Source organism: Nonomuraea candida, from assembly GCF_000725485.1.
Taxonomy (GTDB): Bacteria; Actinomycetota; Actinomycetes; order Streptosporangiales; family Streptosporangiaceae; genus Nonomuraea; species Nonomuraea candida.
In genome coordinates this window covers 1-16582 of record NZ_JOAG01000025.1, presented here as the reverse complement: position 1 = coordinate 16582, position 16582 = coordinate 1, and the positions used below count along the sequence as shown (strand labels likewise).

Genomic DNA, 16582 nt, shown 5'->3' with positions numbered 1-16582 from the left:
GGGGAGGTCCGGCGAGCCGGACCGCTCGGCCGGGATCGGGTGCGCGACGGGCGTGCGGCGGGGAGGCGGGCCGATGACCGTGGTGTCGCGTCCCGCCGACGACGGGCACGTGCTGCGGGCCGAGGCCGTGGACCTCGTCCGCGACGGCCGTCACCTGCTGCGGGAGATCTCGCTGACCGTGCGCCCCGGCGAGCACTGGGCGCTGCTCGGGGCCAACGGCGCGGGCAAGAGCACCCTGCTCGGGCTGCTGGGCGCCGTCACCCATCCGACCCGTGGCGTGGTCGAGGTGCTCGGCCGCACGCTGGGCCGCGTCGACGTGCGCGAGCTGCGCTCCTACCTGGGCCACGTCAACCCGCGCCACACGCCGGACGGCCCGCTGCGGGTTCGCGACGTGGTGCTGACCGGGCTGACCAACACCGCCGCGACCGTGCCCCGCTGGACGCCCAGCGCGCAGGAGACCGAGCGGGCCGACCGGCTGATCGCCATGCTCGGCATGAGCCACCGCGCGGAGGCGACGTGGCCCACCCTCTCCCAGGGCGAACGCGGCCGCGCGCTGATCGCCCGCGCCCTCATGCCGCAGCCCCGGCTGCTGCTGCTCGACGAGCCGGCCACCGGGCTCGACCTGGCGGCCCGCGAGCAGTTGCTGGCCAGCATCGACGCGCTGCGCGCCCGGCACGCGTCGCTGGCGACCGTGCTGGTCACCCACCACCTGGAGGAGCTGCCCGCCACCACCACGCACGCGATGCTGCTGCGCGAGGGGCGCTGCCTGGCCCGGGGGCCGGTCGCCGGCGTGCTCACCAGTGAGCTGGTCAGCGCGTGCTTCGACCATCCGGTACGCATCGTCCGCAGCGACGACGGCCGCTGGTCTGCCCGCGCCCAGCCCGTCCCGGTCACGATGCCGGACACCCCGCCGGCCGCTTCCGGGGCGTCTCGCTTCGACCCGGCCGAGCCGTCCAGCGCGGCCTGACTCGCTCCAGCCGGTTCGGTCCGGACAATGCGGCACGTACCTTTCCGCATTGCCTCCTACTGTGAGGGGCGAAGCACGACGGAGGAGGGCATTCGGTGATCGAACTGACGTGGCCGCAGGTCAGCGCCAGGCGGCTGGACCGCGCGGGGCTGGCCGCCCGGCCCACGGGCGGGCCCGTGGAGCCGGTGGAGGCCGTGGAGACCGTGGCGGCCATGTGCGGAGCGCACGCCCAGGTGATGTCGGCCGCCGAGGCCTCCATCGGGCTGCGGCTCGACGGGGTGACGCGGGCCCACGTGCGCGAGGCGCTGTGGAAGGAGCGCAGCCTGGTCAAGACGCACGGGCCGCGCGGCACCGTGCACGTGCTGCCCGCCCGTGACCTGCCGATGTGGGTGGCCGCCCTGTCGTCGATGCCGTCGTCGCACCACACCGCGCCCCCGTCCATGAGGATGACGCCCGAGCAGGTCGAGCAGGTGATCGCGGCGATCGGGGAGGCGCTGGCGGGGGCCGAGCTGACCGTGGACGAGCTGAGCGAGGCGGTCGTGGCGGCCACCGGGCCGTGGGCGGGCGACCTGGTCATGCCGGCGTTCCAGACCTTCTGGCCGCGCTGGCGGCAGGTGATGCACCTGGCCGCGCACCGGGGCGCGTTCGTCTTCGGGGCGGGGCGCGGGCGCAAGGTCACCTACACCGCCGCCCCCGCCGCGGAGCCGGCGCCGGACGGGCTCGCCGGGCTGGTCAGGAGCTATCTGTGGGCGTACGGGCCGGCCACGCCCGGGCACTTCGCCCAGTGGGCCGGCGGGAGCGTCACCTGGGCGGCCGGGGCGTTCCAGCGGGTGGAGCTGGAGGAGGTGCTGTTCGAGGGGCAGCGGGCCTGGGTGCTCGCGGGCGACACCGGCGTGCCCGACGAGCCGCCGCGCGGCGTGCGGCTGCTGCCGTACTTCGACGCGTACGTGGTGGCGGGCCGCCCCCGCGAGCTCCTGTACGCCGGGGACGCGGCCGGGCGGGCGCTGGCCGGCGGGCAGGCGGGCAACTTCCCCGTGCTGCTCGTGGACGGGAACGTGGCCGGTGTCTGGCACCAGCGCCGTTCGGGCAGCCGGATCGACGTCACGGTCGAGCCGCTGCGCGACCTCACCGGCGCGCAGACGCGCGAGCTGACCGAGGAGGTACGGCGGCTGGGCGAGGTCATGGAGGGCAGGCCGCGCCTGACCATCGGCAAGGTCACCGTGGGACCCCACGCCTGACGGATTCCCTATCACTCCCTTTCATGGCCCATAATGGGGAGCGATATGGAGCAATACACCGTGGAGCAGGTGGCCGAGCTGCTGGGGCTGCACGTCAAGACCGTGCGTAACTACGTGCGCGACGGCAGGCTGCCCGCCGTGCGGATCGGCAAGCAGTACCGGATCGCCAGGGAGGACCTCGCGGCCTTCGCCGGCCTGCCGGCCGGGGCCGCGCCCGAGCGTCCCCGCCATGCCGAGGCGTCGAGCATCGTGCAGGTCGAGGGCATCTCCAGAGGAGAGATGGACCGGGTCAGCGCCATGGTCATGGGCGCGCTGGCGAGCCAGCCGAGCGGGCTGCGCGTGGAGTTCGTCTACGACGAGGGACGCGCGCACCTCAAGGTCATCGTGCTGGGCGGGCTGGAGGAGAGCGCCCAGGTGCTGCGGATGGTCGACGCCCTGGTGCGGGAGTGACCGTGCCCCGGTGCGGGAGTGACCGTGCGGCCCGCCACGCGAAGGCCCCGGCGTGAAATGAAGACCGCGAAGATCAAGAACGTTCTGGAGAGCGCCCATGCCTGACAACGTCCTCGTGTGCGACCCGCACGGCGAGCCCCTGCGCACGACCGCCGACGTGCTCGACCTGATCGGCGAGGCCTGGTCGGCGGGCGCGAACTGGGTGGCCGTGCCCGCCGGGCGGCTGCCCGACGACTTCTTCGCGCTGCGCAGCGGTGTGGCGGGGGAGATCACCCAGAAGTTCGCCAACTACCGCATCGGCCTGGCCATCGTCGGCGACGTCTCCTCCCGCACCGCCGGCAGCACCGCGCTGAACGCCTGGGTGACCGAGGCCAACCGGGGCGGGCAGCTCTGGTTCGTCCGCGACGAGGCCGAGCTGCGCTCCCGCCTCGCGGTCAGCTCGCCTTGACGGCCGCCTCGATGCCGTCGAGCAGCACGCTCAGGCCGATGGCGAACGTCTCGCCGACCCGCTGCCCGAGGTAGGGCTCGCACGCGTCGAGCCCGAGGAGCCCGGCGGACCCGTCAGGCTCGTCGGGCTCCTCGGGCTCGCCGTCCTGCGACTCCACCCACGACACCATCGGGTAGCGGGCGGCGAACCCCGGCGCCACCTCCTCCAGCAGGTGCGAGCGCACCTGCCACCACTCCTCGTCGGACACCCCGGTCGCCGAAGGGGCCTGGCGCGACTCGGAGACGCTCTTGGCCGCACCGCGGACGAAGTCGAACAGCAGCGCCACCACCCCGCGCACCCGGCGCGGCCCGAGCCCGGTGCCGCGCAGGATGCCCACCACGCCCTCCAGCACGGCGAACTCGTTGGGCCCCAGCACCGGCCGCGCCTGCGAGACCTGCAGCACCCACGGGTGACGCAGGTAGAACTCCAGGGTGTGCGCGGCCCACGACGTCACGGCCGCCCGCCAGCCGGCGCTCACGTCGTAGGCGGCGGGCAGCTCGGCCAGGACGCGGTCGTACATGAGGTCGATCAGCTCGCCCTTGCTCGGCACGTACGTGTACAGCGCCATGCCCGAGCGGCCCAGCCGTTCGCCGACCTTGCGCATGGACAGCGCCGCCATGCCCTCGCGGTCGGCCACCTCGATCGCGGTCTCCACGATCACGTCCACGCTCAGCCCCGGTTTGGGGCCCGGCCGCGTCTCGCCGGGACGCTCCTCGCCCGGGTCGCCGCCGCGCCACAGCAGCGCCATCGACCGTCGCGCGTCACCCTGACCGGCGAAGACGACCAACGCGGAACTCCCGTCCCGGACATTTCTTTACGCCATAAGAATATCAGTCACCGAGAAGACGACTGCCGCCGTCCGGGTCTGAGCCCGGACGGCGGCAGTTCCGTTGCCTGGCCCGGAGGCTACCGGGCAGGCGGTCGGCGGGAGTCGGGCCCGTCAGTCGTCTCCGGAGCCCTTCTCCTCCCAGTCGCCGTAGTGGTTGCCTCCGACTTCCTTCTTCTCCTGCTCCTTGCAACTGTCGGCGTCGCGGGTGCCGGCGAAGACTCCGTGCTTCGTGACGTGGTGGTAGGTGGTGTCGTCGTTCAGGCCGAGGTCACAGTGGCCGGGGTACTGCTCGTTCCAGTGGTCCCAGTCCCTCCCGATGTCGGCGGCCGCAGAGCCGGCTGATCCGAACAGCGCGGCCGCGGCGAGCAGCGCGCCTCCGGCGGCGATGAGGCTACTTCTCATGATCTCCCCCTGTAATCACGAAGTGACATCGGCCATCACTATACGTAGCGATCTTGTGGCGGGAACGCTGCGCCACACCCGAGTTCGATCAACAGAATCCCGCCGGCCGGCAAACTCGCGGCCATCCGGCAGGCCCGTCAGAGGCCGAAGACCTCCCGCAGGAACGCCGCCAGCTCCCGCGTCACCCGCTCCGGGCGCTCCAGGGGCGGCAGGTGGCCGGTCTCCGGCAGGTCGACGCGGCGGGCCCCGGGGATGCCGGCCGCGAGCAGGCCCGACACCTCCTGGATGCCCGGCACGTCGGACAGGCCGTTGATCACCAGCGTGGGCGCGGCGACCTCGCCCAGGCGGCCGGCCGCGGGCGGGTCGAGGTGGCGCTCGGAGGGCCGGGGGCCGCTCCAGGAGCGCTCGAACACCAGCGCGCACATCTCCACGGCCGCCTCCCACACCTCGGCCGGGAGCGACTCGCGCGCCCGGTCCGGGCCCGCGACCTGCCAGGCCGTGTGGGCCTCCGCCATCGCGCGCACGTCGGCCGGGTCCACGTGATCGGCCTCGCCCGCGCGGTAGCGGGCCAGGCGGTCCGGCGGCACCGAGGAGTGCACCCGCGCGGCCGCCTGCTCCAGCATCTCCCGCGGCCACTGGTGGCCGGTCAGCCCGGAGGAGACCAGGGCGAGCCCGGCGACCCGGCCGGGGGCGGCGAGGGCGGCCTCGACGGCGTACGCGCCGCCCATCGAGCAGCCCGCCAGCGCCGCCCGCGGCACGTCGAGCGCGTCCATGACGGCGAGCAGGTCTTCGTGGTGGCACACCTCGCCCTCGGCGTCACCGGACAGGCCACGGCCGCGCCAGTCGTAGCGGATCACGCGGTAGTGCCCGGACAGGGCGCGGAACTGGTGCTCCCACATGCGCATGTCGGCCACGCCCGCGTGCACGAGCACGACCGTGCCCGCCGGCGCCGCGGGCCCGGCCTCGTCGTACGCGATCTTCAACTCGTCCATGATCGGCATGCCCGCACGCTAACGGCCGGAACGGCCGGACGAGCCCTCCGTTCGCCACGAGCACAGCCCCCGGCGTGCGGCGGGCCCCCGATCTCGCGGCGTCCCGGCCCGGGGGCGCGGGCCGGGACGCTCGCACGCGTGGTGAGGTGTCAGCCGGTCGCGTAGTCGGGGGTCATGACGGCGGCCAGGGTGAGGTGGGAGGCGGCCTCCTCGTGCCTGCCCTGGCGCTGCAGCGTGCGCCCGAGCAGGTGCCGGGCGTAGGAGTCGTCCGGCGACTGCGCCACCAGCGACTCCAGCGCCACCCGCGCCCGGTTGAGCTGGGCCGAGGCGAAGTACGCCCGCGCCGCCACCATCCGCACGCCACGATCGTCCCCGTGCGCGTCCATCAGGGGGCGCAGCAGCGTCAGCGCGCCGAGGGGGTCGCGCCGGTCGAGCAGCGACTCGGCGTGCCGCAGCCGCTCCACCTCTCCCGGCAGCTCGCGGGGCGTGCGCCGGCTCGCGTCCGCCAGGAACTCCCTGATCGTCTCCGGCGGCTGCGCGCCCTCCAGCGCCAGGCCGTTGGCCACGATCGTCGGCGACGTCCGCACCCCCTTGGCCTTCCCCACCAGCAGCAGCTCGCGCACCAGGCCGGCCCCCGGCAGCGTCTGCCTGGCCGGGTCGGGCGGCCCCGCGTAGCCCGCCTCCTCGGCCAGCCCCGCCTCCTCGGCGATCGCGGTCAGCACGGCCAGGTCGCTGATGTCCTCGACGTCCACGAAATGCGCCCGCAGCACCCGCTCCACCACCCGGTCCTGCAACGCCGCGCCGCCCTTCTCGTAGGCCAGCGCGATCAGCCGGTGCGCCTCCAGGGTGCTGGCCCGCCACTCCGGGCCCCACTGCGGCCCGAGCCCCTCGGCGGCTGCCACGCCGGCCACCCGCTCCCGGTTCTCCGCCGGGGACAGCCCGGGCGAGCAGGTGCGCAGCGCCTCGTCGACCATCGGGTCGAGCAGCAGCCCCGCCATCGGCGTCGCCTTCGCGGGCGCGGACGGATCGATCTGGTACGGCCGCCAGACCACCTCGATCGGCTCGCCCTCCCAGGACGCGAGCGCCTTCTCCAGCCGCCGCTTGCCGATGTGGGCCCACCCGCAGACGACATCCGCCCAGATCTCGATTCTCATGCCGCCACCGTATGCGACAGTTGTCGATTAGTCAACATGTGTCGCATAAGCAATGGATGTCGTATAGTGATCGGCGTGAACTCGGACGATCCGCGCGCCCAGCGCACCCGGGCCCGGCTCAAGGCGGCCGTGCTGGAGCTGGCCGCGGAGCAGGAGCTCGCCACCATCACCATGTCCGCGCTGGCCAGGCGCGCGGAGGTGAACCGGGCGACGGTCTACCTGCACTACCCCGACGTCGACTCGCTGGTCACCGACGCCATGGAGGACGCCGTCGCCGCCGTCGCCAGGGCCGCCGCCCTGTGCCCCCTCGACGCCCCCCGCGACCGGGCCCCCGATCCGCTGGCCGAGCTGTTCGAGCACGTCTCCGCCAACGCCACCGTGTACGCGCGCATGCTCGGCCCCCACGGCAGCGCCCGCTTCGCCGCCCGGATGCGCGAGCGGCTCACCGCCGAGCTGACCGGCCGCTTCGCCGGCGGCCGCCGGCCGCCCGGGTGGGAGGACGTGCCGGTGGACGTGCACGCCGCCTACCTGGCGGGCGCCCTCGTCGGCGTGCTCGCCCACTGGGCGGCGGGGGAGGGCGGGGACCGCGCGGAGGAGGCGGCACTGGCGTTCTGGCGGCTCTTCCGCGCCGCCTGCCGGTCCGCCCCCTGACCGCCCGGCCCGCAGAACGGCCCTGCAGGAGCGGCGGCGCGCGGGCTTCAAGGGGGGCGCACGCGCCTGAAGAGAGCGTGCGGCGTCCACGGGGGTGTGCGGCGTCCAAGAGGGTGTGCGGGCTTCATGAGGAGGGGTGTGCGGGCAGCAAGAGGGCGTTCGGAGGGGTGGCGTGGTGTTCGGGGAGCCGCATGGCGGATAATGTCCCCGGTTGTCGTCTCGTGATCGATGGGGGTCCGCATGCGCCTCGCCAAGGTCCGCACCGCCGCTTCCCGGCGAGGGCGCCGCACGCTGTAGCCGGTCGCCGTCGGGTTCGTACCGGCGCGGCGAATGCTCCTCGCCCGAAGCGGTCGCTCGCGTAACCGACCGTTTCCCCCTTCCTTCGAGGAGCCCTTTTGCCTGCCCCCATGTCCGCGCCCTCCGGCGCGGGCTTCATCGGGTTGCGGACGGCCCCGGCCGCGTCCCGACTCCGTGACGCCCCGGCCGCGCCCCGCCTCCATGGCGGGCCGGCCGAGTCCCGCCTCCGTGACGGGCCGGCCGCGTCCCGCCTCCGTGACGACGTCACCATGGCGGCCTGCCCGCCGCCCTTCCCCTCATCCACCGGCGCTCCCACGCTCGGCGTGCCGCGAGAAAGCCGCGCCCCCTTCCCCTTTCCCTCCACGTCAGGTGAACCCAGCGATGCTCCCCGATGACCTCAGAACCGCCCTCGACCAGGCCGTGGCCCGCTTCTCGCCGCAGGAGCTGGCCGAGGCCGTGACCCGGCTGACCGAGCGCTACCGTACGGCGGGCGTCTCCACCGGCGGCAACCACCTGCGATCGCGCGCCGACATCGCCGCGTACGCCGCCTACCGCATGCCCGCCACCTACGCCGCCGCGGCGACCGCCATGCGCCGGGCGGCGGCGCTGGCCCCCGGCTTCGAGCCGCGCAGCCACTTCGACGCCGGCGGCGGCACCGGGGCGGCGATCTGGGCCGCGGCCGAGGTGTGGCCGTCGGTCGAGAAGGTGACCGTCGTCGAGCACGACCCGCACATCATCGACCTGGGCCGCCGCCTGGCCCGCGGCTCGCGGGCGCTGGCCGGCACGACCTGGCGGCAGGCGTCGATCGGCGCCGCCCTCGACCCGCCCGCCGCCGACCTGGTCACCATGTCGTACGCCCTGGGCGAGCTCCCCGAGGCCGACCGCCCCGCCGTGGTCGGCCGGCTGGCCGAGGACGCCGCCATGGTGATCATCATCGAGCCCGGCACCCCCGCCGGGTACGCCACCGTCGCCGCCGCCCGCGAGGTCCTGGCCGGCCGGGGCATGACCGTCCTGGCCCCCTGCCCGCACGACGGCCCGTGCCCCATCCGGCCGGGGCGGGACTGGTGCCACTTCTCCGTACGCCTGCCCAGGACCTCCCTGCACCGCCGCATCAAGGCGGGCACGCTCAGCTTCGAGGACGAGAAGTTCTCGTACGTGGCCGCCGCCGCCGAGCCCCGGCCCCGCCCGGCCGCCCGCGTCCTGCGTCACCCGCAGAAGCGCAAGGGCGTGGTCTCCCTGCGCCTGTGCACGGACGGCGACGAGCTGCGCGACGTGATCGTCTCCAAGCGCCAGGGCGAGCTCTACCGGCTGGCCAGGGACGTGGAGTGGGGCGACGACTGGCCGGCCGCCGACTAAACCCAATCTGTGTTGACATAGAAGGCGGGGGAGTGGTTGGCTGCCGGGGCACGCCACTCCCCCTTCCCGTCACCCCCGAAGGACCGCCGCCGTGAGCATCGAGTTCCTGCTGACCTCGCTCGTCATCGTCATCACCCCCGGCACCGGGATGCTCTACACGCTGGCGGCCGGGCTGACCCGGGGCGGCAGGGCGGGCGTGGTGGCCGCGTTCGGCTGCACGCTCGGCATCGTGCCGCACATGGCCGCCGCCGTCACCGGCCTGGCGGCCCTCCTGCACACCAGCGCCGTCGCCTTCGAGGTGCTCAAGTACGCGGGCGTGGCGTACCTGCTCTACATGGCCTGGAACACTCTGCGCGAACGCGGCGCGCTCCAGGTCGAGGGGGCGGCCGAGCCGCGCCCGGCGGCGCGGGTGATCGCCGACGGCGTGCTCGTCAACATCCTCAACCCGAAGCTGTCGATCTTCTTCTTCGCGTTCCTGCCGCAGTTCGTCAGCGCCGGCGAGCCGGCCGCGCTGGCCCGCATGCTGGAGCTGAGCGCCGTGTTCATGGTGCTGACGTTCGTGGTCTTCGCGGGGTACGGCCTGTTCGCGGCGGCCGTCAGGAACCAGGTGATCTCCCGTCCCCGGGTGCTGACCTGGATGCGGCGCGGATTCGGCGCGTCCTTCGTGGCCCTCGGCGCCAAGCTGGCCCTGACCGACCGATGACCCCGCGTGTCGGCGCCCCGGCCGGCCGCTGAGCGGCGTCGGGCGGTGGGTGACCCCGGGCTGGGCCGCGGCTGATCGGGTGCCCCGGGGCCGCGCGGCGGGACGGGTGAGGCGAGGTTCCGCGCGGATATCGGGAAAGATCGGATTCCGCGGCGCCGTCCGCGCCATCCTTGGAGGGTGAAGACGACTCGCCTCCTCCATTCCCTTTACGCCCGCCGCCTGCGCCGCCAGGTCGTGGCGGGCCCCCTGCCCCGCCACGTCGGTCTCATCACCGACGGCAACCGGCGCTGGGCCAGGCAGATGGGCATGGCCAACCCGAGCCTCGGCCACAAGTACGGCGCCGAGCACATCGAACACGTGCTGGCCTGGTGCGAGGGACTGGGCATCCAGCACGTCACGGTGTTCCTGTGCTCGACGGAGAACCTGCAGCGCCGCGGCGACGAGGAGGTGGCCTTCCTGCTGCAGGTGATCGAGCAGATGGCGGCCGACCGCCTCGACCGCCCCGACGCCCTCTGGCGCGTGCACGTGGCCGGGCTGCTCGACCTCCTGCCCGACACCACCGCCCACGCGCTCAAGAACGTCGTCGAGGCCACCCGCACCTGCGACACCGGCTTCCACCTGACCCTGGCCATCGGGTACGGCGGCCGCCAGGAGGTCATCGAGGCCCTGCGCGAGCTGCTCTACGAGCGGGCCGAGGCCGGCCAGTCCATGGTGGAGCTGGCCTCGTCGCTCACCATGGACGACGTCGCCCGCCACCTCTACACGGCCGGGCAGCCCGACCCCGACCTGGTCATCAGGACCAGCGGCGAGCAGCGCATGTCGAACTTCCTGCTCTGGCAGTCCGCCTACTCCGAGCTGTACTTCTGCGAGGCGTACTGGCCGGCCTTCCGCGAGATCGACTTCCTGCGCGCGCTGCGCAGCTTCGCCGCCCGCCAGCGCCGCTACGGCGGCTGACCCCGCGATCCCCGCGCCCGCCTCCCGCCGAAGCCGTCCGGGCGCTGCCCGCTGGTGCCGTCCGGGACGTGCCCGGCGTGCGGGTCGTTTCCGCCGGGCCGTCCGGGTCGTGCGCGCCGGAACCGTCATTCGCGCCGGGGCCGCCTCTCGCGCCGCGGCCGGGCCGCCCCGCCCGTACGCGGCGGTGCCGTACGCGGCGGTGCCGTACGCCGATCAGTAGGTACCCTTGGCGTGCGCCATCTGACGAAGGAGACCGGCCACGTGCCCGTGACGAACCCCCGAGAGCTCGGCCTGCTGTCCGACTGCGAGAGCTGTTTCGGGCTGTGCTGTGTCGCGCTGCCGTTCTCGGCCTCGGCCGACTTCGCCACGGACAAGGACGCCGGCCGGCCCTGCCACAACCTGCGCGACGACTTCCGCTGCTCCATCCACACCCGGCTCAGGGAGAGCGGGTTCCCCGGGTGCACGGTGTTCGACTGCTTCGGGGCAGGGCAGAAGGTCTCGCAGGTCACGTTCGAGGGCCGGAGCTGGCGGGAGGCGCCGCAGACCGCCCGGCAGATGTACACCGTCTTCCCCGTCATGCGCCAGCTCCACGAGCTGCTGTGGTATCTCGCCGAGGCGCTGACGCTGGAGGCCGCCCGGCCGGTCCACGACGCGCTGCGGTCGGCCCTGGCCGAGACCGAGCAGATGACCCGGCAGAGCGCCGACGCGCTGGAGCGGCTCGACGTGGCCGCCCACCGGGCCGAGGTCAACACGCTGCTGCTGCGCGCGAGCGAGCTGGCGCGGGCCGGGCTGGACGGCAAGGAGCGCCGGGGGGCCGACCTGATCGGCGCCCGGCTGAAGGGGGCCGATCTGCGTGGGGCCAACCTGCGCGGCGCGTATCTCATCGGGGCCGACCTGCGGGGTGCGGACCTGCGGCGGGCGGACCTCATCGGGGCCGACCTGCGCGGCGCCGACCTGTCGGGCGCCGACCTCACCGACGCGATCTTCCTCACCCAGGCCCAGCTCAACGCCGCCGCCGGCGACACCGCCACCCGCCTGCCCGCCACCCTCGCCCGTCCCGCGCACTGGGCGGACGGCGCGGGAAAGACCGCCTCCCGAAACCGCCCGTCCCGCGCCGACCAGCCGCCCGGCGGGCGATCCGGCAACGGCCCGTCGGGCAACGGGCGGTCAGGCAACGGCCGGTCGGGCAACGGCCGCCGCACCCGCGGCACGGGCCGCCGCCGCTGACCTCATCGCCGGGCCGCGCCTGCCGCCCTGGCCGCCCCGGCTCCGCCACCGTGTCCCGCCTGCCACGGCAGGGTTTGTCGCCGTGTCCTGCCTGCCGTCGCCGGGCCCGTCCCTCGGACCCGGAAAACGGGACTTATCACCGCTGGTGCGGCGGCATACGGTCGGGGCAGAACGGCGGGAACGGGGGTGCGGCATGGGGCCCGTGGTGATCACCGGTGGGTTCGGCCGGGTGGGCAGGCTGGTCAGGCCCGCGTTGCGGGAGGCGTACCCGCTGCGGGTGGTCGACCGGGCGGCGGGAGAGCCGCTGCCCGGCGAGGAGGTGCTGATCGCCGACCTGGCCGCGCCGGGCGTGGCAGAGGAGGCGCTGGCGGGAGCGGCCGGGCTGGTGCACCTGGCGGCCGACCCGCGCACCGCCGCGACCTGGGAGCAGGTCTACCGCGCCAACGTGGCGCTCACCCGCCGCGTCTTGGACGCCGCCGCCGCGCGGGAGGTGCCGCACGTCGTCCTGGCCAGCACGGTGCACGTGATGGGCGAGTACAACCGGCCCGAGCACCGCCCGGTGGACCCGGCGTGGGAGCCGCGTCCCTGCTGCGCGTACGGCCTGAGCAAGACGATCGTCGAGGCCCTCGGCCGGCTGCACGCGGAGCTGACCGGCGCCTCCGTGGTCTGCCTGCGCCTGGGCGCGACCGGCTACCCCCTGGACGAGGCGCGCTACCTGGGCATGTGGCTGTCGGACCGCGACGTGGGCGCGCTGATGCTGGCCGCGCTGGGCGCGGGGCCCGGCTGGAGCGTGCACTTCGGCATGTCGGCCAACACCCGGCGGCACTGGGACCTGACCTCGGCCAGGAAGCTCGGCTACGAGCCCAGGGACGACAGCGAGGCGTACGCCGCCACGGCCGGCCCGCCCACGGTGCCCGTCTGCCGCATGTTCGTCGGCCCCGACACCCCTTAGCCGGACTTCCCGCGCCGCTCCCGGGCCGCGATGCCCGGCAGCGCCTGCCCGGCCCCGGCCGTCTCAGCCCCCGGCCGCCTCAGCCCCCGGCCGCCTCAGACTGCCGGGCGCCTCGGCCCGCCGGGCGCCTCAGTCCCGGCCGTCTCAGTCTGCCGGGCGCCTCAGCCCGCCGGCTGCAGGATCACCGGCAGGCTGCCCAGTCGCCTGGTCCTCGGGTCGGGCACGTACGCGATCTCCCCGGCAGGCGTCAGCTCCGGGAAGCGGCGCAGCAGGACCCCGAGCGCGACGCCGATCTCCGTACGGGCCAGCGACGCCCCCAGGCAGAAGTGCGGCCCGTGGGCGAACCCCAGATGCGCGACCGGCTCCCGCGTGAGGTCGAACGTGTCGGGCTCGTCGAACGCCCGCGGGTCCCGGTTGGCCGCGGCGATCGACACGGTGACCGGCTCGCCCTTGGGGATGGGCACGCCGCCGATCTCGACGTCCTCGGTGGCGAACCGGGGCACCGTCAGCGGCTGCGACGGCGCCCAGCGCGCCAGCTCCTCCACGGCGCGCGGCATGAGGCCGGGGTCGTCGCGCAGCAGGGCGAGCTGGGCGGGGTGGTCGAGCAGGGTGGCCACGGCCCCGGCGATGAGGTTGGACGGCGTCTGCCCGGCCAGGACGAGCAGCCACACCATGGTGACCAGCTCCTGGTCGGAGAGCCGGTCGCCGTCCTCCTCCTGGACGCGGGCCAGGTGGGAGACCAGGTCGTCGGCCGGCTCCGCCCTGCCCCGGGCGACCGCGGCCCCGGCGGCCTCGATGATCGCGGGGATGGCCGCCGCGAAGCCCTCGCCGTGGCCCGCCACGATGGCGGCGCCGTACTCGCGCCAGCGTGACCGGTCGGCGGCCGGGATGCCGACCAGCTCGCAGATCACCTCCATCGGCAGCGGCCGGGCGAAATCGGCCAGCAGGTCCACCGGCTCGTGCCGCGGCAGCTCGTCGAGCAGCCGCTCGACGACGCGCTCGATCCGGGGCGCGAACGCTGCGGCGCTGCGCGGCGTGAACGCGGGCGCGACCAGCCTGCGCAGGCGGGCGTGCTCGGGGCCGTTCATCTCCGACATCGTGCGCATGTACGGCAGGCAGTGCTCGGGCACCTCGGGCCGCAGGAAGCTGGCCGGGCCGATCTCCATGCGCGGATCGGCCAGCGTCGCCCTGGCCTCCTCGTACCGGGTCACGGCCCACATCGGGAAGCCCGGCACCGCCAGCCGCGCCACCGGCGAGCGCTCCCTGGCCAGGGCGTACGCGGCGTGCGGGTCGCGCAGCACCGCCGGGTCGGTCAGTTCGATCTCCGGCACCTCGGTCATGGCCGCTCCATTTCAAATGATCGCATCATCTGAATGTTCACGGTATCTTGGTTACGGAGCGCACGGCAACGAGGAGGACGCTTGGTCCGGCTCACCAGAGCGGAGGCCCAGGAGCGCAACCGCGCGAAAGTGCTGGCCGCGGCCAGGGAGGAGTTCGCCGAACGCGGATTCCGGGACGCGAAGATCGACGACATCGCCGACCGCGCCGAGCTCACGCGCGGGGCCGTCTACTCCAACTTCCCCGGCAAACGGGCCCTCTACTTCGCCGTCCTGGCCGACCGCGCCGAGCGCGTCCCCGTGACCGTCCCCGAGGAGCCCGCGCTCACCGTGCGCGAGGCGCTCGGAGGGCTGGCACGGGCGTGGGCGACCCGGCTGCCGCTGGCCACCGACGACGAGCGCGGGCCCGGCCTGCTCGGCATGCACCTGATGACCGAGATCCTCGCCGACGAGGTCACCCGGAAGGCGTACGCGCAGCTCATGGGGCTCAACGCGGTCCTGCTCGGGCTGGCCATGGAGCGGCTGCGGCCCTCCGCGGAGCCCGGCGGGCGGCTGGTGCGGCTGGCCGAGGCCGTGCTCACCGTCCTCCAGGGGGCCGGGCAGCTCTCGGCGGCGGCGCCGGGGTTCGTGGAGCCGTTCAACCTGATCCGGGTGTGCGAGCAGCTCGCCGGCCTCGACCTCGGCGACCGGTGGGCGGCGGCGCCGCTGCGGCCGCGCGTGCATGATCTCGACGAGCCCTGGTCACCGCCGTCCGGCGCGATCGACGCGGTCGGTGGCGGGCCCGCACCGCTGGAGCGCGACGGGGTGGTGGCGGTGCTCGGGCTGCACCGGCTCTCGGCCGCCGAGGAGGCGGTACGCGCCGCGCCCCCGGAGGCGGAGGTCACCGCCGTCGTGGTCACCGGCGCGCCCAGGGAGCTGCTGCCGCTGGCCCGGCTGGTGATCGCCGAGGTGGTCACCTGCCTGCGGCAGGCGTTCCCGCGACCGGCGTGGCCGCGGCTGCGGGTGGTGTACGACGAGTCGGGCGCGCTCGCGGCGGCGGCCGGGGTGACCGAGGCGCGCGACGGCACGGAGGTCGCGCTCCGGGTGCGCTCGGGCCGCGTCGTCCGCCGCGCCGAAGGGTACGGCGCCTGCCACGCCGCCGCCTCCGCGCCCTGACCCGGCACCGGGTTCCGGCCGGCCGGGCGGCCGTGACCTGGGCGGACGCCCGGCCCGGTGATGCCGGTGCGGCCGGTTCCGCACTCGATGGAACCGGCGGGCGGGGACGGGCTGTCCAAGCTATGGGCGGCGTTCACGCCGGTGGTCTACCGCCCGTCGGTCGCGGGTCAGGCGACCGCGGTGCCGCGGAGAGCCGGCCGACGCCGCGGACGGCCCTTCCCGTCCGCGCGCACACTGAACGTCGCCCCCCACCAGCACGTTGGAGACCGAAAAGGGATTACGGCGGGACGATCGATACGAAACAATCGCAAAACCGGCAGTCCTGACCCAGTGGTCTGAGGTGAGCCGGTGGAACTGATGCGTTCATCGTTCCTTGCGTCCTCGTACATGCTGGGTGACGAACGCGGTGAGCATCGAGCCCGCCCCTACCCCGAACAATGCTGCCGCCTGTGTGGGCGCCCCTTTGTCGACGAAGTACTTGGCGAGGAGGCACAACAGCAGGACGAACACGAGCCCGCTCACCATGCCGGCGGCACGGAGCCAGAACTCCGCCCAATACTGTTTGTTGTCACGCTGCTCTGCCTCCACGATGAGCGTGATGACCCGGTCTAGCGTCCCAGGCTTGATCTTCTCCCAGGCCTCGGCCCGGGAGATGATGTCGTTCAGGAGAGCCGGTGTGGCACCGGTCCCGTTCTCCGTCGCCGCTGTCGCGACGGCGGTTTCCGGCTCGCTCGCGGTCATGGACGATCCCTGCCTGGTTCGGTTCGAGGGGGCGGAGGCGGGTCGCCCAGCATGGTGTACACCGCGTTGAACCGGGCGATGATGCGTTCTGCTGCGGGCGGCCTGTCGAGAGCGCGACGCGGCCGCGAGTATGGCGTGAGCACCCGCGAGAGCCCGTCCACGAAGGCCCGCCACCATCGGGACCTTCGGGCGGAACCTGCAACGTCCTCAGCGCGGGCTGGGGTAATGGAGGAGTGTTGCGGTGGAGACGCCTTAGCGGGGTCGCTCGATGCCTCTGAAAGCGGTCGCAGGTACAGGGCGGGCGACACGTACTCGTGGTTGGCTTGCGACCGGTTCGGAGGGGTAGGGGCGATCCTGGCGCTTTCCTCGGGCATCACCCTACGGGGAGACCACGGGTCACCCTGGTTGTGCAGACCCTGACCCTCGAGCATGGGGTCAGGCGTCACCCGCCGCGTCGGGACGTCGTCCGACAGTTTATCGGCCTTCCCCAGAGGCGGCGGGGCCGGGCGCGGCCTCGTCGGGATCTGGCTGTGCGTGCTGCTTGACGGCGGATGGGGCAGCATCCGTGCGGTCTGCTCGGCCAGCTCGGCCGCCTTGGGCCGCTTGGCCGGGTTGCGCTGGAAGGCGGCCTTCAGCAGCGGGCGCAGCTCCGCCGGCATGCCGCTGATGTCGGCCTTGCCCGCGGTGATG

The 16582-nt window shown here is 74.2% G+C and carries 17 protein-coding genes; 11 read left to right on the top strand and 6 right to left on the bottom strand.

Annotated elements, in window-relative coordinates; all coding sequences use genetic code 11:
• Positions 1-73: 73 nt before the first annotated feature.
• The 4 genes from IO39_RS23710 (at position 74) to IO39_RS23695 (ending at position 3103) form a co-directional block, all read left to right on the top strand.
• Entirely contained in the window at positions 74-967 is an 894-nt protein-coding gene (locus IO39_RS23710) for an ABC transporter ATP-binding protein (RefSeq protein WP_052423283.1), read from the top strand.
• A 95-nt stretch (positions 968-1062) separates the two neighbouring features.
• Positions 1063-2205 carry a winged helix DNA-binding domain-containing protein gene (locus IO39_RS23705; RefSeq protein WP_043627287.1) on the top strand — a complete coding sequence of 381 codons (1143 nt, stop codon included), beginning with the start codon at positions 1063-1065 and terminating at the stop codon, positions 2203-2205.
• 45 nt (positions 2206-2250) lie between these two features.
• Entirely contained in the window at positions 2251-2655 is a 405-nt protein-coding gene (locus IO39_RS23700; protein WP_043627285.1) for a helix-turn-helix domain-containing protein, read from the top strand.
• Positions 2656-2752: 97 nt separating this feature from the next.
• Complete coding sequence (locus tag IO39_RS23695) at positions 2753-3103, top strand: DUF4180 domain-containing protein (RefSeq protein WP_043627282.1); 351 nt, start codon at positions 2753-2755, stop codon at positions 3101-3103.
• On the opposite strand, the gene IO39_RS23690 is transcribed toward IO39_RS23695, so the two are convergent.
• The 4 genes from IO39_RS23690 to IO39_RS23675 all read right to left on the bottom strand — a co-directional run bounded on the left by IO39_RS23690 (position 3090) and on the right by IO39_RS23675 (position 6519).
• Complete coding sequence (locus IO39_RS23690; RefSeq protein WP_043627280.1) at positions 3090-3929, bottom strand: TetR/AcrR family transcriptional regulator; 840 nt, start codon at positions 3927-3929, stop codon at positions 3090-3092. The genes IO39_RS23695 and IO39_RS23690 overlap by 14 nt on opposite strands.
• Positions 3930-4082: 153 nt before the next feature.
• Positions 4083-4373 (bottom strand): hypothetical protein, encoded by a 291-nt coding sequence (locus tag IO39_RS23685; protein ID WP_043627278.1) that lies wholly within the window; start codon positions 4371-4373, stop codon positions 4083-4085.
• 137 nt (positions 4374-4510) lie between these two features.
• Complete coding sequence (locus IO39_RS23680) at positions 4511-5374, bottom strand: alpha/beta fold hydrolase (RefSeq protein WP_043627275.1); 864 nt, start codon at positions 5372-5374, stop codon at positions 4511-4513.
• A gap of 140 nt (positions 5375-5514) precedes the next feature.
• Positions 5515-6519: a DsbA family protein gene (locus IO39_RS23675; RefSeq protein WP_043627272.1), complete on the bottom strand. Its 1005-nt coding sequence runs from the start codon at positions 6517-6519 to the stop codon at positions 5515-5517.
• A 75-nt stretch (positions 6520-6594) separates the two neighbouring features.
• On the opposite strand from IO39_RS23675, the gene IO39_RS23670 reads away from it, so the two are divergent.
• From IO39_RS23670 to IO39_RS23645, 6 genes are all read left to right on the top strand, one after another.
• Positions 6595-7170: a TetR/AcrR family transcriptional regulator gene (locus IO39_RS23670; RefSeq protein ID WP_043627416.1), complete on the top strand. Its 576-nt coding sequence runs from the start codon at positions 6595-6597 to the stop codon at positions 7168-7170.
• A 678-nt stretch (positions 7171-7848) separates the two neighbouring features.
• Positions 7849-8823 carry a small ribosomal subunit Rsm22 family protein gene (locus IO39_RS23665; RefSeq protein WP_043627270.1) on the top strand — a complete coding sequence of 325 codons (975 nt, stop codon included), beginning with the start codon at positions 7849-7851 and terminating at the stop codon, positions 8821-8823.
• A gap of 91 nt (positions 8824-8914) precedes the next feature.
• Positions 8915-9526 carry a LysE family translocator gene (locus IO39_RS23660; protein WP_043627268.1) on the top strand — a complete coding sequence of 204 codons (612 nt, stop codon included), beginning with the start codon at positions 8915-8917 and terminating at the stop codon, positions 9524-9526.
• Positions 9527-9703: 177 nt separating this feature from the next.
• Positions 9704-10480, top strand: coding sequence for a polyprenyl diphosphate synthase (uppS, locus tag IO39_RS23655; protein WP_043627267.1), 777 nt, complete (start codon positions 9704-9706; stop codon positions 10478-10480).
• A 231-nt stretch (positions 10481-10711) separates the two neighbouring features.
• A complete protein-coding gene (locus IO39_RS23650) occupies positions 10712-11707 on the top strand; it encodes a pentapeptide repeat-containing protein (RefSeq protein WP_439331481.1) in 996 nt (331 codons plus the stop codon).
• 202 nt (positions 11708-11909) lie between these two features.
• Complete coding sequence (locus IO39_RS23645; protein WP_169789105.1) at positions 11910-12659, top strand: NAD-dependent epimerase/dehydratase family protein; 750 nt, start codon at positions 11910-11912, stop codon at positions 12657-12659.
• A gap of 161 nt (positions 12660-12820) precedes the next feature.
• Here the strand turns inward: IO39_RS23645 and IO39_RS23640 are convergent, their stop codons facing one another.
• The gene (locus IO39_RS23640) at positions 12821-13999 is read right to left on the bottom strand and encodes a cytochrome P450 family protein (RefSeq protein WP_043627264.1); all 1179 of its coding nucleotides are present in this window, start codon (positions 13997-13999) and stop codon (positions 12821-12823) included.
• A gap of 81 nt (positions 14000-14080) precedes the next feature.
• On the opposite strand from IO39_RS23640, the gene IO39_RS23635 reads away from it, so the two are divergent.
• Positions 14081-15151, top strand: a complete 1071-nt coding sequence (locus IO39_RS23635; protein ID WP_043627262.1) for a TetR/AcrR family transcriptional regulator — start codon at positions 14081-14083, stop codon at positions 15149-15151.
• A 363-nt stretch (positions 15152-15514) separates the two neighbouring features.
• Here the strand turns inward: IO39_RS23635 and IO39_RS23630 are convergent, their stop codons facing one another.
• The gene (locus IO39_RS23630) at positions 15515-15892 is read right to left on the bottom strand and encodes a hypothetical protein (RefSeq protein WP_043627258.1); all 378 of its coding nucleotides are present in this window, start codon (positions 15890-15892) and stop codon (positions 15515-15517) included.
• Between the last annotated feature and the right edge of the window lie 690 nt (positions 15893-16582).